Source organism: Streptomyces sp. NPDC088766, from assembly GCF_044750845.1.
In the GTDB taxonomy this organism is placed as follows: Bacteria; Actinomycetota; Actinomycetes; order Streptomycetales; family Streptomycetaceae; genus Streptomyces.
The window spans coordinates 188,435-207,631 of record NZ_JBIVKQ010000003.1 but is presented as its reverse complement, the minus strand read 5'-3'; the positions used below and the strand labels follow the sequence as shown (position 1 = coordinate 207,631).

Here is a 19,197-nt window from a genome sequence, read left to right as displayed (position 1 = left end):
GCAATCGCCTCACACATGCGTTTCACGTGAAACATGGGGACGTTTCACGTGAAACGAGGGTCGCCCCACCGGGCCAGGTGGGGCGGCCCTCGGCATTTTCCTAGGTCCGTACGGCAGGATGTGGGCCATGCCCAGTGCAGAATCGACGCCAGCGCGCGTGCACGAGCCTGATCCGGTGCAGCCGACCAGGAACGACGAGGTGGCCGCGGCCGGCAGTGAGCTGATCGGTGGCCCCTTGGGGCGGCGAGCCCTGACCGGGACGTCCTGGCTGTCGCCTGTACGGGTGGTCGCGCTCGTGGCCATCGGGATGTTCGCCCTCGGCCTGATCCAGAAGGCGCCCTGCTACAACGGCGGCTGGTTCTTCGGCGCTGTCTCCCAGTACACGCACGCGTGCTACTCGGACATCCCGCACCTGTACCAGGGGCGCGGATTCGCCGACGGACTCGTGCCGTACTTCGACAAGCTCCCCGGCGACATGCAGTACCTCGAATACCCGGTCCTCACCGGAGTGTTCATGGAAGTGGCCGCCTGGCTGACGCCGGGCAGCGGCAGTGTCCAGCACCAGGGCCAGTGGTACTGGATGGTCAACGCGGGGATGCTGATGGCGTGTGCGGCCGTCATCGCCGTCTGTGTGGCCCGGACGCATGCCCGGCGGCCCTGGGACGGCCTGCTGATGGCCCTGGCGCCCGCGTTCGCGCTGACCGCCACCATCAACTGGGATCTCCTGGCAGTCGCTCTGACGGCCGCGGCCATGCTGATGTGGTCACGCGGACGGTCGCTGGCGTTCGGCGTCCTGCTGGGCCTCGCCACCGCCGCCAAGCTCTACCCCGTCTTCCTCCTGGGCCCGCTGTTCGTCCTGTGCTGGCGAGCGGGGAAGTGGCGGGACTTCGGCACGGCCCTCGGCGGTGCGGTCGTCGCCTGGCTGGTGGTGAACCTGCCGGTGATGCTCTTCGCCTTCGAAGGCTGGTCGAAGTTCTACACGTTCAGCCAGGAGCGGGGAGTCGACTTCGGGTCGTTCTGGCTGATCCTGGCTCAGAACTCCAGCGATCCGCTCACCACCGACAGCGTCAACACGCTCGCCACCCTCCTGGTCGTGGCGTGCGGACTGGGGATCGGGGCGCTGACGCTGACGGCTCCGCGGCGCCCCCGCTTCGCCCAACTGGCCTTCCTGATCGTGGCGGCCTTCATCCTCACCAACAAGGTCTACTCGCCGCAGTACGTCCTGTGGCTCGTGCCGCTGGCTGTTCTGGCCCGGCCCAAATGGCGGGACTTCCTGATCTGGCAGGCCTGCGAGGTGGCGTACTTCCTCGGCATCTGGCTGTACCTCGCCTACACCACCAGCGGGGAAGCCCACAAGGGACTGCCGACCGACGGTTATCACTGGGCCATCGGCGTCCACCTGCTGGGGACGCTCTATCTGTGCGTGATGGTGGTGCGGGACATCCTGATGCCCGAGCGGGACGTGGTCCGACAGGCCGGGGACGACGATCCCTCGGGCGGGGTGCTCGACGGCGCGGAAGACGTCTTCGTCCTGGGCGCGGCGGCTCATCCCGTCCGGCACGCGGCCCACTTCGAGGGGCCGCAGGTGGAGTGGGGCAAGCGGGACACCGTCGACGGTTCGCCCTGAGCGAACACGTCGGATCCCGGCGGACCACGTGTAAGGCCGTACACGGAAATCCGTGTACGGCCTTACGCCGTTGCCGTCCTGCTCAGCGGTCCACGATGCGGTCGAACTGCGTGGTGGTGTGCCGCAGATGGGCCACCAACTCGTCGCCGACCGTCGGCTCCGGCGCGTCCGAGGGCACGAACAGGATGGACACCTGCATGTGCGGCGGCTCGGCGAACCAGCGCTGCTTGCCGCCCCAGACGAACGGCGAGAGGTTCCGGTTCACCGTGGCCAGGCCGGCGCGTGCGACGCCCTTGGCGCGCGGCATGACGCCGTGGAGAGCCTTGGGGGCCTCCAGGCCCACCCCGTGCGACGTACCGCCCGCCACGACCACCAGGAAGCCGTCGGAGGCAGCCCTCTGCTGCCGGTAGCCGAACCGGTCGCCCTTGGCGACGCGCGTGACGTCCAGGACGGCGCCGCGGTACTCGGTGGCCTCGTGGTCCCCCAGCCACAGCCGCGTGCCGATGCGGGCACGGAAGCGGGTCTGCGGGAACTGCTGCTGCAGGCGGCTGAGTTCATCGGCCTTGAGGTGGCTCACGAACATCGTGTGCAGCGGCAGCCGGGCCGCACGCAGCCGGTCCATCCAGCCGATGACCTCCTCGACGGCGTCCGAGCCGTCGGTACGGTCCAGCGGCAGGTGGATGGCGAAGCCCTCCAGGCGGACGTTCTCTATGGCGGCGTGCAACTGCGGCAGGTCCTGCTCGCTGATGCCGTGCCGCTTCATCGAGGACATCACCTCGATCACCACGCGCGCGCCCACGAGGCCGTAGACACCGTCGATCGACGACACCGACCGCACGACCCGGTCCGGCAGCGGCACGGGCTCCTCACCGCGCCGGTACGGCGTCAGCACCAGCAGGTCACCGCCGAAGAAGTCCTTGATGCGCGCGGCTTCGTAGGTCGTACCGACGGCGAGGATGTCCGAGCCCAGTCGGGTGGCCTCCTCCGCGAGCCGCTCGTGCCCGAAGCCGTAGCCGTTGCCCTTGCAGACCGGGACGAGACCCGGGAACTGCTCCTGCACGTGCTTGTGGTGCGCCCGCCAGCGCGCGGTGTCGACGTAGAGCGTGAGCGCCATGGCCGGACCTGGAACCTTTCTCGTGGCTGCGGTGTGTCAGATGTGGGGAGCTGCCGAGACGTATGACGCCATCGAAGCAGCTGACGGGTGATCAGCGGCGTGACATGTAGATGTCGAGCGCCTTGTGGAGCAGCTTGTTCAGAGGGAAGTCCCACTCGCCCAGGTACTCGGCGGCCTGCCCGCCCGTGCCGACCTTGAACTGGATCAGGCCGAACAGGTGGTCCGACTCGTCCAGCGAGTCGGAGATGCCACGCAGGTCGTACACCGAGGCGCCGAGTGCATAGGCGTCGCGCAGCATCCGCCACTGCATCGCGTTCGAGGGGCGGAACTCACGGCCGATGTTGTCGGAGGCCCCGTAGGAGTACCAGACGTGCCCGCCGACGATCAGCATGGTCGCCGCCGAGAGGTTCACGCCGTTGTGGCGGGCGAAGTACAGCCGCATGCGGTTGGGGTCCTCGGTGTTGAGGGCCGTCCACATGCGCTGGAAGTACGACAGCGGGCGTGGCCGGAAGTGGTCGCGCACCGCCGTGATCTCGTAGAGCCGCTGCCACTCCTCGAGGTCGTGGTAGCCGCCCTGCACGACCTCGACGCCGGCTTTCTCGGCCTTCTTGATGTTGCGGCGCCAGAGCTGGTTGAAGTTCCTGTGGACCTCTTCGAGAGAACGGTTCGCCAGCGGCACCTGGTAGACGTAACGCGGCTGGACGTCGCCGAAGCCGGCGCCGCCGTCCTCGCCCTGCTGCCAGCCCATGCGCCGCAGCTTGTCGGCCACTTCGAAGGCCCGCGGTTCGATGAAGTCGGCCTCGACGTCCCGCAGCCGCTTCACGTCCGGGTTCTGGATGCCCGCCTTGATGGAGGAGGCCTCCCAGCGCCGGATGATCACCGGCGGACCCATCTTCACGGAGAAGGCGCCCTGATGCTTGAGGTGCGCGAGCATCGGCTCCAGCCACTCGGTCAGATTCGGCGCGTACCAGTTGATGACCGGCCCTTCGGGCAGGTAGGCGAGGTAGCGCTTGATCTTGGGGAGCTGGCGGTAGAGGACGAGGCCGGCACCGACGAGTTCACCGGTCCTGCCGTCGAACCAGCCGAGGCTCTCCGACCGCCACTCGGCCTTGACGTCTGCCCAGGCCGGAACCTGCATGTGGCTCGCCGCCGGCAGGCTCTGGATGTACGCCAGATGCTGCTCGCGGCTGATCGTCCTCAGGGTCAGGCTCATTCGGGGCGCTCCTCGGGCTGGTGTGTCCCCATGGGTACAGGGGCTCCGGCTCTCGCGCCGAAGCCTACTGCGCCTTGCGAGCGCCCTGACTGGGCGTACGGCACCTTTGCCCCGGCCGGTGGACGGCCGGGGCGTTCAGCCGGTGCTCTGCGGCTCCGGCCGTCGACGCCGGCGGGAGGTGCCGGGCCGGCGTCGGTCAGGTCACCAGAGTCCGCCGAAGAGGCCGCCGTGGGCCATACCGAGGAAGAAGCCGACGCCGGAGGCACCGAGCCCCAGGATCAGGCCGAAGCGCTCACGGGTGGTCTCGGAGATCCACTGTCCGTACGCTCCGGTGAAGATTCCCACCAGGCCGGCCCACGAGCTGAGCAGGTGGAGGCTGTGGAACATCGCCGTGATGAAGGCCACCGCGCCCAGGACCAGGGTGACGGCCATGAGCGTGTCCTGAAGCGGATGAGGCCTGCCGTCGGTGGCGAGCAGAGAACCGGCGGTGTTGGGTCGCAATGCCTGTGCCATGAGGCACCTCCTGCGGAAAGCGGCGCATCGTAGCGCCATACACACCCGATGCGTACAGACTGACGGGCTCCGGGGCCGGATTTCAACCGGAAGCCGGTGTGCAGGTAGTCTGTACCGTCTGCACCGGTGTCTGCCCAGGCACAGCCAGGGACTCCGCCCAGCTCAGAGCGGGAACGTCGCTACGCGACCCCCGATTGTCAGTGGCGGCCGATACCGTTGCGTACGCATCACAACCCTCCTGCCACGGAACGACCGTGGCCGTTGAGTCCAAAGGAGGTGGGTTCCACATGCGTCACTACGAAGTGATGGTCATCCTCGACCCCGATCTCGAGGAGCGCGCTGTCTCCCCGCTGATCGAGAACTTCCTCTCCGTCGTCCGTGAGGGCAACGGAAAGGTGGAGAAGGTCGACACCTGGGGCCGTCGTCGTCTCTCGTACGAGATCAAGAAGAAGCCCGAGGGCATCTACTCGGTCATCGACCTGCAGGCCGAGCCTGCGGTCGTCAAGGAGCTCGACCGCCAGATGAACCTGAACGAGTCGGTCCTCCGGACCAAGGTCCTCCGCCCCGAGACCCACTGAGCTTCCCCGCTCAACTGGTCTCGGGATCCGAGTAGCAGCACCAGCAGCCAGCAGCAGCAAACCCGCCGAGAGGTTCCCCCATGGCAGGCGAGACCGTCATCACGGTCATCGGCAATCTTGTCGACGACCCCGAGCTGCGCTTCACCCCCTCCGGTGCGGCGGTCGCGAAGTTCCGTGTCGCGTCCACTCCCCGCACCTTCGACCGTCAGACCAACGAGTGGAAGGACGGCGAGAGCCTGTTCCTGACCTGCTCGGTCTGGCGGCAGGCGGCGGAGAACGTCGCCGAGTCGCTCCAGCGAGGCATGCGCGTCCTCGTACAGGGCCGGCTGAAGCAGCGGTCCTACGAGGACCGCGAGGGCGTCAAGCGCACGGTCTACGAACTGGACGTCGAGGAAGTCGGCCCCAGCCTGCGCAACGCCACGGCCAAGGTCACCAAGACCACCGGCCGCGGCGGCCAGGGTGGCGGCGGTGGCTTCGGCGGCGGCGGTGGCGGTGGCGCCCAGGGCGGCGGCTGGGGCGGTGGCCCCGGCGGTGGCCAGCAGGGCGGCGGCGCTCCCGCCGACGACCCGTGGGCGACCAGCGCTCCCGCAGGTGGCAACCAGGGCGGCGGTGGCGGCGGCTGGGGTGGAAACTCCGGCGGCGGTGCCGGTGGCGGCTACTCGGACGAGCCCCCCTTCTAGGCCTTCGGGCCCGGTTCTCCGGGCCCGTTCAGGCCGAGGGCGGGTCGTATCCCAACTTCTTGATCACACAGGAGAATCACCATGGCGAAGCCGCCTGTGCGCAAGCCGAAGAAGAAGGTCTGCGCTTTCTGCAAGGACAAGGTCACGTACGTGGACTACAAGGACACGAACATGCTGCGGAAGTTCATTTCCGACCGCGGCAAGATCCGTGCCCGCCGCGTGACCGGCAACTGCACGCAGCACCAGCGTGACGTCGCCACGGCCGTGAAGAACAGCCGTGAGATGGCGCTGCTGCCCTACACCGCCCAGGCGCGATAAGGGAAGGGTGACCGAAAAATGAAGATCATCCTCACCCACGAGGTCTCCGGCCTCGGCGCCGCGGGCGACGTCGTCGACGTCAAGGACGGCTACGCTCGCAACTACCTGATCCCGCGGAACTTCGCGATCCGCTGGACCAAGGGCGGCGAGAAGGACGTCGAGCAGATCCGTCGCGCTCGCAAGATCCACGAGATCCAGACCATCGAGCAGGCCAACGCTGTGAAGGCCCAGCTCGAGGGCGTCAAGGTCCGCCTGGCCGTCCGCTCCGGCGACGCCGGTCGTCTCTTCGGTTCCGTCACCCCGGCCGACATCGCCTCGGCGATCAAGGCTTCCGGTGGCCCCGAGGTCGACAAGCGTCGCATCGAGCTCGGCTCGCCGATCAAGACCCTGGGCGCCCACGAGACGTCCGTGCGTCTGCACCCCGAGGTTGCCGCCAAGGTCAGCCTTGAGGTCGTCGCGGCCTGATCGCTGCGCTCGGCTTGTAGAGCTGAGAAGGGGCCGCACCCTCCAGGGTGCGGCCCCTTCCGCATGCCCCGGCTGATCCGCAGGCATCGGAACCATGAGGTTTCACGTGAAACGCCGGTTTCGCGTGCAACGGTCAGCGGGTCGCGCCGGTGACCAGCCAGCGCCCCGAGCGGGTGCGCAGCCAGAGGGTCAGCATCCGGACCGTCATCATTAGGGTCATGGCTCCCCACAGCGCGGTGAGGCCGCCACCGAGAGCGGGAACCAGCAGCGCGACCGGAGCGAAGACCGCCAAGGTGAGAACCATCGCCCAGGCCAGGTAGGGGCCGTCACCCGCGCCCATCAGTACGCCGTCCAGGACGAAGACGACGGCGCAGATCGGCTGGGACAGGGCCACCACCAGCAGGGCGGGCAGCGCGGCGTCCTTGACCCCCGGGTCTCCGGTGAACAGGGGCAGGAACAACGGCCGGGCCAGAACTACGAGCAGGGCCAGTACGACACCCACGGCAAGGCCCCACTCCACCATGCGGCGGCAGACGGCCCGGGCGCCGTGGGGATCGCCGGCACCGAGGTAGCGTCCGATGATCGCCTGTCCGGCGATGGCGATGGCGTCGAGGGCGAAAGCCAGCAGGCTCCACAGTGACAGGACGATCTGATGGGCGGCGATGTCCGCGTCACCGAGGCGGGCGGCGACAGCGGTCGCGATCATCAGCACGGCTCGCAGGGACAGGGTACGCACCAGTAGGGGCACGCCCGCTTGGGCCGACGCCCGGATGCCGACGGCGTCGGGGCGCAGCGAGGCGCCATACCGGCGGGCCCCCCGGACCACCACGACGAGGTAGGCCACCGCCATACCGCACTGGGCGATGACGGTGCCCCAGGCGGAGCCGGCGATGCCGAGATCGGCGCCGTAGACCAGACCGACGTTCAGAAGGCCGTTGGCCACGAAGCCGGCGACGGCGACGTAGAGAGGTGTCCTCGTGTCCTGGAGTCCGCGCAGAACGCCTGTTGCGGCGAGGACGACCAGCATGGCGGGGATACCCAGTGCAGAGATGCGCAGGTAGGTGATCGCGTACGGGGTGGCCGTATCCGAGGCGCCGAACAGTTCCACAAGGGAGGGGGCGGAGGGGAGGACGAGGGCGATCACAGCCGCGCCGAGCAGCAGTGCCAGCCAGATCCCGTCCATGCCCTGGCGGATGGCTGACGGGAGATCACCCGCGCCCACACGACGGGCGACGGCCGCCGTGGTGGCGTAGGCGAGGAAGACGAAGATGCTGACGGCTGTGGTCAGCAGGGTGGAGGCCACGCCCAGGCCGGCGAGTTGCGCGGTGCCGAGATGGCCCACGATGGCGCTGTCGGCCAGGATGAAGAGGGGCTCGGCGACGAGCGCGCCGAAGGCCGGAACGGCCAGTGCGACGATCTCCCGATCGTGCTGTCGCCGGGCGGCCTTGGGGATCGTGGGAGCCGGTGTCATGGCCACCAATCTAATCGTCCACAGGTAATGGATGCAATTGGCTGATGACCCTTACTTGGTGACTCACTGTGCGTGCTTACCTGCACCCTTCGCAGCGAACTTGATCCGACTGGGGAAGTTTTTCTTCTGCACAGCCGGTGGACGGCAAAGGTGCTGGTCAGTGAGGTCTGGGGGGATGAGAAGAGGGCTTGTTCACAGGGCTGTCCACCGGGTCGTGCACAGGTTTTGAGCAGTTCTCCACAGCATCGGGGTCGTCGTCCACATGGCCTGTGGATAACCAGATTGGCTGAGGTCGCCGTCGGGCCTACCGTGGTCCGGCGCCCGCTCCGTTCCTCGGCTGTGAAAGTCCCGCAAAACCGACGCGCTCGAACCGGAGTTGGGCCTCTTACCTGTCAGTGCCGTGCCGTAGAAATGAGGGGCGCGGCGAGGTCCGCTCCGCGGACGGGAGGAGGTGGCTCGGTTGAGCATTTCCGAGCCCTTGGACGATCCGTGGGCCGACAGCGGTCCCAGTGATCGTCTGCCTTCCTCCCGTCGGCGTGACGGAGGCCGCGGACGCGACGAACAGCACGACCGGGGCCGGGACAGCGGCGATTGGGACGGCGGCGGGACGCCTTTCGAGCGGGTGCCACCGCAGGACCTCGACGCCGAGCAGTCCGTGCTCGGTGGCATGCTCCTGTCGAAGGACGCCATCGCCGACGTCGTCGAGATCCTGAAGGGCCACGACTTCTACAAACCGGCGCACGAGACGATCTACCAGGCCGTCCTCGACGTCTACGCCAAGGGCGAACCGGCCGACCCCATCACGATCGCCGCCGAACTCACCAAGCGTGGCGAGATCAACAAGGTCGGCGGCGCCTCGTATCTGCACACGCTCGTCCAGACCGTGCCGACGGCGGCGAACGCCGAGTACTACGCGGAGATCGTGCACGAGCGCGCGGTCCTGCGCCGCCTGGTCGAGGCCGGCACCCGCATCACCCAGATGGGATATGCGGGTGACGACGACGTCGACGAGATCGTCAACCGGGCCCAGGCCGAGATCTATGCCGTCACCGAGCAGCGCACCAGCGAGGACTACCTCCCCCTCGGCGACATCATGGAGGGTGCCCTCGACGAGATCGAGGCGATCGGTTCGCGCAGCGGCGAGATGACCGGTGTGCCCACGGGCTTCACCGACCTCGACTCGCTCACCAACGGGCTGCACCCCGGCCAGATGATCGTCATCGCCGCCCGGCCCGCCATGGGCAAGTCCACACTCGCCCTCGACTTCGCCCGCGCGGCCTCGATCAAACACAACCTGCCCAGCGTCATCTTCTCCCTGGAAATGGGGCGCAACGAGATCGCGATGCGCCTGCTGTCCGCCGAGGCCCGTGTCGCCCTGCACCACATGCGCTCCGGCACGATGACGGACGAGGACTGGACCCGTCTGGCCCGCCGGATGCCCGAGGTGTCGTCCGCGCCGCTCTACATCGACGACTCGCCGAACCTGTCGATGATGGAGATCCGCGCGAAATGCCGACGGCTCAAGCAGCGCAACGACATCAAGCTCGTGATCATCGACTACCTACAGCTGATGCAGGCCGGCGGCTCCAAACGCTCCGAGAGCCGCCAGCAGGAGGTCTCGGACATGTCCCGTAACCTCAAACTCCTTGCCAAGGAGCTCGAAGTCCCGGTGATCGCGCTCTCCCAGCTCAACCGTGGTCCCGAGCAGCGCACGGACAAGAAGCCGATGGTGTCCGACCTGCGTGAGTCCGGCTCCATCGAGCAGGACGCCGACATGGTGATCCTGCTGCACCGCGAGGACGCATACGAGAAGGAGTCGCCGCGCGCGGGCGAGGCGGACATCATCGTGGGAAAGCACCGTAACGGCCCGACGGCCACGATCACGGTGGCCTTCCAGGGCCACTACTCGCGCTTCGTGGACATGGCGCAGACCTGATCGCGTGCCCTCGGCGAAATGGGCTCGACGCAGGCCGCGCCGCCGGGTGGACTGGGGCCATGACGACACCTCTGGAAGAGCTGCTTCCCGGCACCCGGCGGGCGCTGCTGCACCGGATCGCCGTGGCCCAGTCCGAGGGGCGTGCGCCCTCGCTCGTCGCCGCGGTGGTGCGGGACGGGCGGGCCGTGTGGCACGGGGCGCGGGCCTCGGTCGACGGGCACGCTCCGGACGAGACGGTGCAGTACCGGATCGGCTCGATCACCAAGACCTTCACCGCCGTTCTCGTGCTGCGGCTGCGCGATGAAGGGGCGCTCGACCTCGAGGACCCGCTCGAGAAGTATCTTCCGGGTTCGGGTGCCGGGGAGGCGACCGTCGTACAGCTTCTCGCGCACACGGGCGGCTTGGCGGCCGAGTCGCCCGGCCCCTGGTGGGAGCGAACTCCTGGCTCGCTGCGTCCCCGCCTCCCCGACGTCCTCGGTGACCACGCCCTCCTGCATCCGCCGGGGCGTCGTTTCCACTACTCCAACCCTGGCTACAGCGTCCTCGGCGCTCTCGTCGAAGAACTCCGCGGTGCTCCGTGGGACGAGGTGCTACGGCGGGAAGTACTCGAACCCCTGGGCCTTGGGCGTACGAGTGTGCGGCCGACTGCTCCCTATGCGGGTGGCTGGGCGGTGCATCCCTGGGCCGACGTGATGCTTCCCGAACCCACCGAGGACTTCGGCCGGATGGCCGCAGCCGGTCAACTCTGGTCCACGAGCGGCGATCTCGCGCGGTTCGCCGCCTTCCTGGTCCGAGGGGACGACAGGGTACTGAGCGCGGAGACCCTCAAGGAGATGCGGACGCCCGCGGCGCCGGCCGAAGTCACCGACCTCGCGGACGGTGGAACGTACGGGCTCGGGATGCGGATCGAGAACCTGGGCGGCCGGGTGCTCGTGGGGCACTCGGGGTCGGTACCGGGGTTCCTGGCCGGTCTCACGATCAGCGTGGCCGACGACGTCGCCGCTGTGGTCCTGGCCAACTGTACGTCGGGTCCGATGGTGACTCAGGTGGCCGCCGACCTCGTACGCATCGTGGCCGAGGCCGAGCCGCGGATTCCCGAGCCCTGGCGGCCGCTGCGGGACATCGATCGGTCCGTTCTGGAGCTGGCGGGCCAGTGGTACTGGGGGACCAGCCCGTTCGCCCTACGGGTCACCGCCGACGGTCACGTCTCGCTCGGGCCGCTTTCCAGCGGTGGGCGACGCTCGCGGTTCCGTCCGAACGGCGACGGAACGTGGTCCGGCCTGGAGGGATACTTCGCCGGCGAGACTCTGAGAGCCGTACGGCGACCGGACGGCACCGTGGACCATCTCGACCTCGGATCATTCGTGTTCACCCGCCGGCCGTACGACGATGAGGCCGACGTGCCCGGAGGTGTAGACGCGGAGGGGTGGCGGGGAATCGGCTAGCGCTCTCCGGAGGGAGGCAAGGTGCCGTGTTTCACGTGAAACACGGCACCTTGCCCTTGTGAGATCCGGTTCCTGACCTCAGCCGTTCAGAGCTGGAGCTTGAAGCCGACGTGCGAGGCCTCGAAACCCAACCGCTCGTAGAAGCGGTGGGCATCGGTGCGCGTGCTGTCGGATGTCAGCTGGACCAGTCGGCAGTTCTCCCGCCGGGACTCCTCGATCGCCCACTCGATGAACCGGGTGCCAAGGCCGCTGCCGCGCTCGTCGGCGTGGACGCGTACGCCCTCGATGATCGACCTGGTCGCCCCGCGCCGGGAGAGGCCGGGCACGATCGTCAGTTGGAGAGTGCCCACGACACGGCCCTCGCGCACGGCCACGACCAGGCGCTGGTTCGCATCGGCGCTGATGCGCTCCAGCGCGCTCAGATAAGGGGTGAGGTCGCCCGGCGACTCACGCCGCGCACCCAGAGGATCGTCCGCGAGCATGCCGACGATCGCGGGAATGTCCTCGACGGCGGCGGCGCGTATTTCAAGGTCTCCCATGGTCGCACCCTATGCAGTGGCGGGTTCCTTCAAGGATTCCACGGCCCGGACCAGCGGAGCCAGCTCCGGGTTCTTCGCCGCCTCGTCGAGAGCCTTACGAAGGGCGGCGTCGTTGGTGGGGCGAGCCTCGTCCAGCAGCTTCAGACCTGCCTCGGTGACGTTCGTGTAGATGCCGCGGCGGTCGGTGGGGCACAGGTACCGCTCGAGCAGACCACGGTCCTCGAGGCGCGTGACCAGTCGGGTGGTGGCGCTCTGGCTGAGGACGACGGCGTCGGCGACCTGCTTCATCTGCAGGTGTCCCCCGTCGCCGTCGTGCTGGCGGCTGAGCACGTCGAGGAGGGAGTACTCGCGCACGCTCAGGTCGTGCCGGGCCTGGAGAGCGCGCTCGATATGGGCCTCGATCCTGCCGTGAAGCAGGGAGAGGGCGCACCAGCCCTGAGCGAGAGCGGTGAGTGCGGGGTCTGTCGCAGTCATGGGTGTTCTCCTCCGTCCCGGTCCGGCTGGATCCCAGGGTAGAGCAATGCCGCAATAGACTGCGGTTGCATGTAGCCCGCGTCTGCAATTATTGTGAACGCACTTAAAGAGCTCCCGCAATCTTCTGGAAGGTCTACCCCACCATGCCTCTCGCGCTACTGGCCCTCGCGATCGGGGCCTTCGGCATCGGCACGACCGAGTTTGTGATCATGGGCTTGCTGCCCGAGGTCGCAGGCGACTTCGGTGTCTCCATTCCCACGGCAGGCTTCCTGGTGACCGGTTATGCACTCGGTGTCGTGCTCGGCGCTCCGCTGATGACCGTCCTCGGCACCAAGGTGTCCCGCAAACGGATGCTGATGCTGCTGATGGGCTTGTTCGTCGTCGGCAATCTCCTGTCGGCCGTCGCCCCGGCTTTCGCCGTCATGCTGATCGGCCGGGTCGTCGCCTCGCTCGCCCACGGCGCGTTCTTCGGTATCGGCTCGGTCGTCGCGGCGGATCTGGTCGCCCCGGACAAGAAGGCCGGCGCCATCGCCATGATGTTCACGGGTCTCACCGTCGCCAACGTCGTCGGCGTCCCGTTGGGCACGCTCGTCGGGCAGACCGTGGGCTGGCGCGTGACCTTCGGGATCGTTGCCCTTCTCGGCGTCCTCGGACTGGCGGGCATCGCCAAGCTGGTGCCCGAGCTGCCCCGCGTGGAGGGCGTGCGCCTGCGGCACGAACTGGCCGCGTTCAAGAACACGCAGGTTCTGCTCGCCATGGCGATGACCGTCCTGGGCTTCGGCGGTGTCTTCGCAGCCATCACCTACATCGCGCCGATGATGACCCACGTCGCGGGCTTCGCCGAGGGCTCCGTCACCTGGCTGCTCGTCCTCTTCGGGCTCGGCATGGTCGGCGGCAACCTCATCGGCGGCAGGTACGCCGACCGCGCTTTGATGCCGATGCTGTATATCTCCCTCGGCAGCCTGGCGGTCGTCCTGGCCCTCTTCACCCTCACCGCGCACAACAAGATCTTCGCGGCTGTCACGATCGTCCTGATCGGCGCCCTTGGCTTCGCCACGGTCCCGCCGCTCCAGAAGCGCGTCCTCGACCAGGCGCACGGTGCTCCGACGCTCGCCTCGGCGGTGAACATCGGTGCCTTCAACCTCGGAAACGCCCTCTCCGCCTGGCTCGGCGGCCTCGTCATCGCCGCGGGCCTCGGTTACACCGCCCCGAACTGGGTCGGTGCCGCCCTTGCCGCAGCTGCTCTTGCTCTCGCTCTCGTCTCGGCCGCGCTGGAGCGCCGCGACAGCACCGCCAGTGCCGTCGTCACCGGACGGACCCCGGCCGAACAGCCGGCAGCCGTCCACCGTTGAGCCGCTCCAAGGCGCGGAGCCAGGGCCGTTCCCGCACCTTTCGGTTCCCCGCTCCCCTGAGAAATGTCGAAGAGAAATGCCTGTGGGAATGTCCGCGGGAGAAACATCCACAAAGAGAAAGCCCCCATGACCACCACCGCCTTCGCGCCCCTGACCGTCCAGGATGCCGACGCCCTCCTCACGCCGCCCGCCGCGCGGCTGAGGCCGCCGGGGTCGCAGTCAGCGTCACCGTCCTGGACGCAGGTGGTCACCTGCTGTCCTTCCGCCGGGACGACCGCGCGGTGCTGATATCCGGCGAGACGAGCACGCGCAAGGCCTACACGGCGCTCCAGCTGAACGCCCCCACCGCCGACCTCGTCGACGCGGTTCAGCCCGGCGGTCTGTTCCACACCCTGCCCACTGCACTCGACAGGCCGCTGCTGTTCATCGCGGGCGGCATGCCGGTCCACCGTGACGGGCACCTGATCGGGGCCGTGGGCGTGGGTGGTGGTGCGCCGGAGCAGGACCACGGCTTCGCCACCGTGGCTGTGGAGGCGCCGGCCTGACCTCTCCCTTTCATGAGGAGAGGGCCTGCGCCCTTCCGGAATGTGGATGCACGTCGGTGTCCGAGGCATCTCGGACACCGGCTTCCGCGTCTCCGTCTGCCTCAGCCGGCCGCCACCGTGAGTGGAGCGAACCGTCGTCTCCAGTCGCCGGGCAGTTCGTCGAAGCCGTAGGCCATGACGGTGTTGAAGGCGACCGATGACAGGCCCCGCTCCTTGACCCAGGTCAGCAGTTCCTCGTGCCGGACGTCGATGTCGGTGCGCAGCGGCCGGTCGGAATGCTCGGCCAGGGATGCCAGGAGTGCTTTCGCCGTCTCGGTGTCGCGGGCGATCAGTGGTCCCACGACATGGGTGTCCATGTTGGGCCAGGCGGCCGCGTAGCCGACGATCCGGCCGCCGTCCTCGGCGATCCGCACCTGGTCGGCGAAGGCGGGCAGCCGGGCGATCACGGGGGTGCGGTCGGCGCCGAACACCTCCTCATCCAGGCGGAGAATCGTGGTGAGGTCCTCTGCCGTGGCCGCACGCGTCATGACGCCGGGTCCCGGCTCGCCGGGCGTGAAGCGGCCGGCCACCATCTCGGCGTGGCCCGTGGCCTTGAACCCCAGCTCCTCGTACAGCGGACGGCCGTTCGGCGTCGCGTGCAGCGTCAGCGGCGTCGTGCCCATCACGGAGGTGATGTGCCGCATGAGCCGACGGCCGACGCCCTGCCGGGCATGCCGTTCAGCGACCAGCACCATGCCGACGGCACCGAAAGCCGGTTGCCCATGAGGGCCGTACTCGGTGACCACGCAGGCGCTGACGAGGCCCCCGTCCGGGTCGTCGATGCCATAACCCTTTCCAGCGGTGAGGAGGAGGCCCCACTTGTGCTCCTCGCGTGGCCACCCCCTGTCCTCGGACAAGTCGGCGCAGGCGATGAGGTCACGGTGCGTCAGGCGGCGGATGGGCAGAGAGGCGAGGGAAGGAGTCGGCACGCAGGTCAGGCTGTCCGACCGGCACCTCTGACGTCCACCTGTTTCCCACAGTCGTATGTGCTTTTGGCCAAGCCGTGGCCCACTGCACAGCATGTGGACAGCCAGACGTCGTTTCACGTGAAACACCTCGGGCGTAGGCAGCCTGTCGGCAGTCCGGGCGGTCGGCGGAAGCTGACCTGGAGCCCAGGGGCTCACCCCAGGTCGGGCGCGTGCATGGCGCGTACGCCCTCGATGTTGCCGTCGAGGTAGTGCCGCAGAGACAGTGGGACGAGATGGACGGAGGCGATGCCGACCCGGGTGAACGGCACGTGGACGATCTCGTACTCTCCGACGGGTTCGTCGATCTCGGGGCCGTGCCGCAGGGCGGGGTCCATGGACTCCAGCCGGCAGACGAAGAAGTGCTGCACTTTCACGCCGGTCGCGCCGCCGTCCTCGCCGATGTGCTCTACGGTGTCGACGAAGCAGGGGACGACGTCGGTGATCTTGGCGCCGAGTTCCTCGTACACCTCACGGTGCAGGGCGTCGACGACGGTCGTGTCCTCGGGCTCGACTCCACCACCGGGCGTGACCCAGTAGGGATCGAGGCCGGGCTTGCTGCGCTTGATCAGGATCAGGTCGTCGCCGTCCAGCAGAACGGCACGCGCGGTGCGCTTGACCACAGGTCGGACGGTCATGGGAGGAATGTGGCCCCGCTGGTTCCACGTGAAACATCCCGCATCGTCACCACACGAGTCCTTTCCGTGATCCCTGGACGACGTCGGCTCAGCACCAGTCGGCCGCCGCCCTCAGCAGCCAGTCGTGCGCCCTCGCGATGAGCGGCATCGCCAGCGTGCCGGTGCGCACCACCAGAACGTAGGTCCGCAGCGGCGGCACCGGCGGACGGTGCAGTTCGACGACGTCCCCGCGGTCCAGGGCGGCCGCGCACAGATAACGGGGCAGCACCGCCAGACCCGCGCCCGCGGTGACACAGGCCAGGACGGCGCGCAGGTCGGGGACGATGACGGCACCGGCGGCCGTCGGCCGGGAGTCAAAGACGGACGCCCAGTAGCGGGAGACGAAGGGCAGCGACTCATGGACCTCGACCATGGGAAGGCCTTCCAGGGTGGCTGCCTTCGCGCGGTACGTCTTATTGGTGTCGATCGGCCCGGCCCGGCCCGGCGCGGCGATCAGGACGTGTTCCTCGTCGCACAAAGGGGTTGCGGTGAGCAGGGCGCCGCGCGGCCGGGCCGTGGTGATGGCGAGGTCGTGGTGTCCGGCGGCCAGTCCGTCCAGAACCTCCTCGGCGGTTCCGAAGGAGGCACGCAGGGCGAGCCCTTGTCCACCCTCGCCGGTCAGCTCGGTGAGGGCGGGAAGGGCCCGTTCGGCGGTGAACTCGGGTGGCCCGGCGAGGTGCAGGGTTCGTACGGAGGACTCGTCGTCCAGGCCGGTCTCGGTGATCTCCACGAGCGCGTCGAGATGTGGGGCGGCCTTGTGGGCGAGCTCATCTCCGATGGTCGTCGGCGTCACACCGCGGGCCTGGCGCAGGAACAGGGGTCGGCCGAGCTGCCTCTCCAGGGTGCGGATCTGAGAGGTGACGGCCGGCTGGGACAGGCCCAGCAGGGCGGCGGCGCGGGTGAAGGAACCGGCCCGGTGCACGGTCACGAAGGTGCGCAGCAAGGCCAGATCCATAGTGCGCGCTCCCCTTCCCTTCCCTGCCCTTCTCCCGGCCTTGAGGCAGGGCCCAACTATAAATAAGTCGATAGGTCTCTGTCGCTACCGTGATTGGACACTGACATGGAGTCAACTAGCCTGTTTCGCACGGTTCTTCGCGCGTGGAACCGCTGACGGTCCGAGCCACGAGGGGGGAGGCTCGGACCGTCCCCTGTACGGCGCGGGACGCCCGGCGGGCATCCGTGAGCCGGTCATCACGCCGACTCCTCCAGCGCGCGCAGTACGTCCGCCACCAGATCCTCCGGGTCCTCGGCGCCGACCGACAGCCGGATGAAGCCCTCGGGCACCGCGTCGCCTCCCCAGCGCCCACGACGCTCGGCGGTGGAGCGCACCCCGCCGAAGCTCGTCGCGTCGTCCACGAGCCGCAGCCTGTCGAGAAAACGCTCGGCACGCGCGCGCGTGGGCAGTGTGAAGGACACGACGCACCCGTAGCGCCGCATCTGCCGCGAGGCCACCTGGTGCGACGGATCGTCCGGAAGTCCCGGGTACCGCAGGCCGGTCACCTCGGGCCTTCCCCGCAGCGCCCGGGCCACGGCCAGCGCGGTGGAACTCTGCCGGTCCACCCGCATCTGCAGGGTGGCGATCGACCGGTGCGCGAGCCAGGCCTCCATGGGCCCCGGGATCGCTCCGACGATCTTGCGCCAGCGCCGCACAGCGGTCATCGGCTCGCCGGAGCGTCCGGTGACGTAACCGAGGAGGACGTCTCCGTGACCGGTGAGCTGCTTGGTTCCGCTCGCCACCGAAAAGTCGGCACCCAGCTCCAGGGGGCGCTGTCCGAGCGGTGTCGCCAGTGTGTTGTCGACGGCCACCAAGGCGCCACGCGCGTGTGCAGCCTCGACGAGACGCCGGATGTCGCACACGTCGAGGCCCGGGTTCGACGGGGACTCGATCCACAGCAGCTTCGCCCCGTCGAGGGCGCCGAGCTGGGCGTCGCCACCGGTAGGCGCTGTGCGCACCTCGACGCCGTACGCCTCCAGCTGGGCTCGGACCAGGGGGAGCGCCTGATAGCCGTCGCTGGGCAGGACGACGGTGTCCCCGGCGCGCAGCTGGGAGAAGAGCACGGACGAGATCGCCGCCATGCCGGAGGCGAACACGAGCGTCTCGACGCCGTCCTGCCCCGGCGCCTCCAGCCCGCCGACGGCGCGCTCCAGATGAGTCCAGGTCGGGTTCTCGTCACGGCCGTAGGTGTACGGCCCCGTGGGCTCACCGGGCAGGTGGAAGTGTGCGGCGAACACCGGTCCCGGAAGGGTCGGTTCGTACTTGACCGGTTCCGGAAGACCTGCCCGCACCGCGCGCGTGCCCTCACCGGGGCCTGCGACGACGCCCCCGGCCGCAATGGAGTCACTCATGACACTCGTCCTTCCATGTCCGCGCGAACCGCGGCGAGCAGGCCCACGCTCGCCTCCTCCACCATTTGTAGACACTCTTCGAAGCTCTCCCGGTCCCCGTAGTACGGGTCGGGAACGTCCAGGTCGGCGGCGGCGGGGTCGTACGCGCGCAGCAGCCGGACCTTCCGGGCGTCCTCGCCGGTCGGAGCGAGGCGGCGCAGGGCCCCGAGGTGCCCGGCGTCCAGGGCGATCACGAGGTCCAGACGGGCGAACCAGGACCGTTCGAACATGCGGGCCGTGTGCTCGACGGCGTAACCGTTCTCCTTCAGGACGGAGACGGTGCGCGGGTCGGCCTCCTCGCCCACGTGCCAGTCGCCCGTGCCGGCGCTGTCGACCTCGACCAGGTCCTCGAGGCCGGCCTTTGCGACATGCGCGCGGAAGACGGCCTCGGCCATCGGGGAGCGGCAGATGTTGCCGGTGCAGACGAAGCAGACGCGGTACCCCACCGTGTGCTCAGTCCTCGTCGGGCAGGACGACGTTGAGCGCCCAGGAGACGACGGAGATGATCAGGCCGCCCAGGACCGCGGTCCAGAAACCCTCGACGTGGAAGCTGACGTCGAACTGGTCGGCCAGCCACGAGGTCAGCAGCAGCATCAGAGCGTTCACGACCAGGGTGATCAGGCCGAGCGTGAGTATGAAGAGGGGGAAGGTCAGTACTTTCACGACGGGTTTGACCAAGAAGTTGACCAGGCCGAACAGCAGCGCCACCACGATCAGGGTGCCGACCTTCTCGCCCGTGTCGGCACCGGTCAGTGTGATCTTGTCGAGCAGCCAGACGGCGACCGCCAGGGCGCCTGCGTTGGCGATCGTCTTGACTACGAAATTCTTCATGTGTCTGATCGTGGCAGAACTGATCGACCA

The 19,197-nt window shown here is 68.5% G+C and carries 20 protein-coding genes and 1 pseudogene; 9 read left to right on the top strand and 12 right to left on the bottom strand.

Annotated features, from left to right (window positions below):
- Window positions 1-127: 127 nt before the first annotated feature.
- Complete coding sequence (locus ACIP5W_RS06230) at window positions 128-1,627, top strand: glycosyltransferase family 87 protein (RefSeq protein WP_401467458.1); 1,500 nt, start codon at window positions 128-130, stop codon at window positions 1,625-1,627.
- 82 nt (window positions 1,628-1,709) lie between these two features.
- Here the strand turns inward: ACIP5W_RS06230 and ACIP5W_RS06225 are convergent, their stop codons facing one another.
- From ACIP5W_RS06225 to ACIP5W_RS06215, 3 genes are all read right to left on the bottom strand, one after another.
- Window positions 1,710-2,741 carry an alanine racemase gene (locus ACIP5W_RS06225; RefSeq protein WP_363092319.1) on the bottom strand — a complete coding sequence of 344 codons (1,032 nt, stop codon included), beginning with the start codon at window positions 2,739-2,741 and terminating at the stop codon, window positions 1,710-1,712.
- Window positions 2,742-2,832: 91 nt separating this feature from the next.
- A complete protein-coding gene (femX, locus tag ACIP5W_RS06220; protein ID WP_363092320.1) occupies window positions 2,833-3,954 on the bottom strand; it encodes a peptidoglycan bridge formation glycyltransferase FemX in 1,122 nt (373 codons plus the stop codon).
- A 201-nt stretch (window positions 3,955-4,155) separates the two neighbouring features.
- Window positions 4,156-4,467 carry a hypothetical protein gene (locus ACIP5W_RS06215; RefSeq protein ID WP_401467454.1) on the bottom strand — a complete coding sequence of 104 codons (312 nt, stop codon included), beginning with the start codon at window positions 4,465-4,467 and terminating at the stop codon, window positions 4,156-4,158.
- Window positions 4,468-4,754: 287 nt separating this feature from the next.
- On the opposite strand from ACIP5W_RS06215, the gene rpsF reads away from it, so the two are divergent.
- From rpsF to rplI, 4 genes are all read left to right on the top strand, one after another.
- Window positions 4,755-5,045, top strand: a complete 291-nt coding sequence (gene rpsF / locus ACIP5W_RS06210) for a 30S ribosomal protein S6 (protein WP_006604399.1) — start codon at window positions 4,755-4,757, stop codon at window positions 5,043-5,045.
- A gap of 80 nt (window positions 5,046-5,125) precedes the next feature.
- A complete protein-coding gene (locus ACIP5W_RS06205; RefSeq protein WP_401467451.1) occupies window positions 5,126-5,725 on the top strand; it encodes a single-stranded DNA-binding protein in 600 nt (199 codons plus the stop codon).
- Between the two features lie 81 nt (window positions 5,726-5,806).
- The gene (gene rpsR, locus ACIP5W_RS06200; protein WP_020130672.1) at window positions 5,807-6,043 is read left to right on the top strand and encodes a 30S ribosomal protein S18; all 237 of its coding nucleotides are present in this window, start codon (window positions 5,807-5,809) and stop codon (window positions 6,041-6,043) included.
- Between the two features lie 18 nt (window positions 6,044-6,061).
- On the top strand, window positions 6,062-6,508 hold the full coding sequence (rplI, locus tag ACIP5W_RS06195; protein ID WP_363092325.1) for a 50S ribosomal protein L9: 447 nt from the start codon (window positions 6,062-6,064) through the stop codon (window positions 6,506-6,508).
- A gap of 133 nt (window positions 6,509-6,641) precedes the next feature.
- Here the strand turns inward: rplI and ACIP5W_RS06190 are convergent, their stop codons facing one another.
- Window positions 6,642-7,979, bottom strand: a complete 1,338-nt coding sequence (locus ACIP5W_RS06190; protein WP_401467446.1) for an MATE family efflux transporter — start codon at window positions 7,977-7,979, stop codon at window positions 6,642-6,644.
- 460 nt (window positions 7,980-8,439) lie between these two features.
- Here ACIP5W_RS06190 and dnaB point away from each other — a divergent pair, with 460 nt between their 5' ends.
- Both dnaB and ACIP5W_RS06180 read left to right on the top strand, forming a co-directional pair.
- On the top strand, window positions 8,440-9,915 hold the full coding sequence (gene dnaB, locus ACIP5W_RS06185; RefSeq protein WP_366058256.1) for a replicative DNA helicase: 1,476 nt from the start codon (window positions 8,440-8,442) through the stop codon (window positions 9,913-9,915).
- 59 nt (window positions 9,916-9,974) lie between these two features.
- A complete protein-coding gene (locus tag ACIP5W_RS06180) occupies window positions 9,975-11,360 on the top strand; it encodes a serine hydrolase domain-containing protein (RefSeq protein WP_401467442.1) in 1,386 nt (461 codons plus the stop codon).
- Window positions 11,361-11,446: 86 nt separating this feature from the next.
- Here the strand turns inward: ACIP5W_RS06180 and ACIP5W_RS06175 are convergent, their stop codons facing one another.
- Window positions 11,447-11,899, bottom strand: coding sequence for a GNAT family N-acetyltransferase (locus ACIP5W_RS06175; RefSeq protein ID WP_401467440.1), 453 nt, complete (start codon window positions 11,897-11,899; stop codon window positions 11,447-11,449).
- 9 nt (window positions 11,900-11,908) lie between these two features.
- Window positions 11,909-12,373: a MarR family winged helix-turn-helix transcriptional regulator gene (locus tag ACIP5W_RS06170; RefSeq protein WP_401467437.1), complete on the bottom strand. Its 465-nt coding sequence runs from the start codon at window positions 12,371-12,373 to the stop codon at window positions 11,909-11,911.
- A 143-nt stretch (window positions 12,374-12,516) separates the two neighbouring features.
- Here ACIP5W_RS06170 and ACIP5W_RS06165 point away from each other — a divergent pair, with 143 nt between their 5' ends.
- Window positions 12,517-13,725 (top strand): MFS transporter, encoded by a 1,209-nt coding sequence (locus tag ACIP5W_RS06165; protein WP_401467434.1) that lies wholly within the window; start codon window positions 12,517-12,519, stop codon window positions 13,723-13,725.
- A 126-nt stretch (window positions 13,726-13,851) separates the two neighbouring features.
- Window positions 13,852-14,270, top strand: a pseudogene (locus ACIP5W_RS06160) (heme-binding protein).
- Between the two features lie 101 nt (window positions 14,271-14,371).
- Here the strand turns inward: ACIP5W_RS06160 and ACIP5W_RS06155 are convergent.
- The 6 genes from ACIP5W_RS06155 to ACIP5W_RS06130 form a co-directional block, all read right to left on the bottom strand.
- Entirely contained in the window at window positions 14,372-15,238 is an 867-nt protein-coding gene (locus tag ACIP5W_RS06155) for a GNAT family N-acetyltransferase (RefSeq protein ID WP_401467431.1), read from the bottom strand.
- 191 nt (window positions 15,239-15,429) lie between these two features.
- The gene (locus tag ACIP5W_RS06150; protein ID WP_363092333.1) at window positions 15,430-15,912 is read right to left on the bottom strand and encodes an NUDIX hydrolase; all 483 of its coding nucleotides are present in this window, start codon (window positions 15,910-15,912) and stop codon (window positions 15,430-15,432) included.
- Between the two features lie 88 nt (window positions 15,913-16,000).
- Window positions 16,001-16,906: a LysR family transcriptional regulator gene (locus ACIP5W_RS06145; RefSeq protein WP_401467428.1), complete on the bottom strand. Its 906-nt coding sequence runs from the start codon at window positions 16,904-16,906 to the stop codon at window positions 16,001-16,003.
- A 236-nt stretch (window positions 16,907-17,142) separates the two neighbouring features.
- Window positions 17,143-18,297: a cystathionine gamma-lyase gene (locus ACIP5W_RS06140; RefSeq protein WP_401467425.1), complete on the bottom strand. Its 1,155-nt coding sequence runs from the start codon at window positions 18,295-18,297 to the stop codon at window positions 17,143-17,145.
- On the bottom strand, window positions 18,294-18,782 hold the full coding sequence (locus ACIP5W_RS06135; protein ID WP_401467422.1) for a low molecular weight protein-tyrosine-phosphatase: 489 nt from the start codon (window positions 18,780-18,782) through the stop codon (window positions 18,294-18,296). The genes ACIP5W_RS06140 and ACIP5W_RS06135 overlap by 4 nt, the downstream gene beginning before the upstream one ends.
- A 7-nt stretch (window positions 18,783-18,789) precedes the next feature.
- Complete coding sequence (locus ACIP5W_RS06130) at window positions 18,790-19,167, bottom strand: phage holin family protein (protein ID WP_401467419.1); 378 nt, start codon at window positions 19,165-19,167, stop codon at window positions 18,790-18,792.
- Between the last annotated feature and the right edge of the window lie 30 nt (window positions 19,168-19,197).

Coding starts and splice junctions, on each gene's coding strand:
- rplI (WP_363092325.1), top strand. CDS start 6,062: ATGAAGATCATCCTCACCCACGAGGTCTCCGGCCTCGGCGCCGCGGGC.
- ACIP5W_RS06130 (WP_401467419.1), bottom strand. CDS start 19,167: ATGAAGAATTTCGTAGTCAAGACGATCGCCAACGCAGGCGCCCTGGCG.
- ACIP5W_RS06170 (WP_401467437.1), bottom strand. CDS start 12,373: ATGACTGCGACAGACCCCGCACTCACCGCTCTCGCTCAGGGCTGGTGC.
- ACIP5W_RS06215 (WP_401467454.1), bottom strand. CDS start 4,467: ATGGCACAGGCATTGCGACCCAACACCGCCGGTTCTCTGCTCGCCACC.
- ACIP5W_RS06175 (WP_401467440.1), bottom strand. CDS start 11,899: ATGGGAGACCTTGAAATACGCGCCGCCGCCGTCGAGGACATTCCCGCG.
- femX (WP_363092320.1), bottom strand. CDS start 3,954: ATGAGCCTGACCCTGAGGACGATCAGCCGCGAGCAGCATCTGGCGTAC.
- ACIP5W_RS06230 (WP_401467458.1), top strand. CDS start 128: ATGCCCAGTGCAGAATCGACGCCAGCGCGCGTGCACGAGCCTGATCCG.
- ACIP5W_RS06225 (WP_363092319.1), bottom strand. CDS start 2,741: ATGGCGCTCACGCTCTACGTCGACACCGCGCGCTGGCGGGCGCACCAC.
- ACIP5W_RS06140 (WP_401467425.1), bottom strand. CDS start 18,297: ATGAGTGACTCCATTGCGGCCGGGGGCGTCGTCGCAGGCCCCGGTGAG.
- ACIP5W_RS06205 (WP_401467451.1), top strand. CDS start 5,126: ATGGCAGGCGAGACCGTCATCACGGTCATCGGCAATCTTGTCGACGAC.
- ACIP5W_RS06165 (WP_401467434.1), top strand. CDS start 12,517: ATGCCTCTCGCGCTACTGGCCCTCGCGATCGGGGCCTTCGGCATCGGC.
- ACIP5W_RS06145 (WP_401467428.1), bottom strand. CDS start 16,906: ATGGATCTGGCCTTGCTGCGCACCTTCGTGACCGTGCACCGGGCCGGT.
- ACIP5W_RS06150 (WP_363092333.1), bottom strand. CDS start 15,912: ATGACCGTCCGACCTGTGGTCAAGCGCACCGCGCGTGCCGTTCTGCTG.
- ACIP5W_RS06180 (WP_401467442.1), top strand. CDS start 9,975: ATGACGACACCTCTGGAAGAGCTGCTTCCCGGCACCCGGCGGGCGCTG.
- rpsF (WP_006604399.1), top strand. CDS start 4,755: ATGCGTCACTACGAAGTGATGGTCATCCTCGACCCCGATCTCGAGGAG.
- ACIP5W_RS06190 (WP_401467446.1), bottom strand. CDS start 7,979: ATGACACCGGCTCCCACGATCCCCAAGGCCGCCCGGCGACAGCACGAT.
- rpsR (WP_020130672.1), top strand. CDS start 5,807: ATGGCGAAGCCGCCTGTGCGCAAGCCGAAGAAGAAGGTCTGCGCTTTC.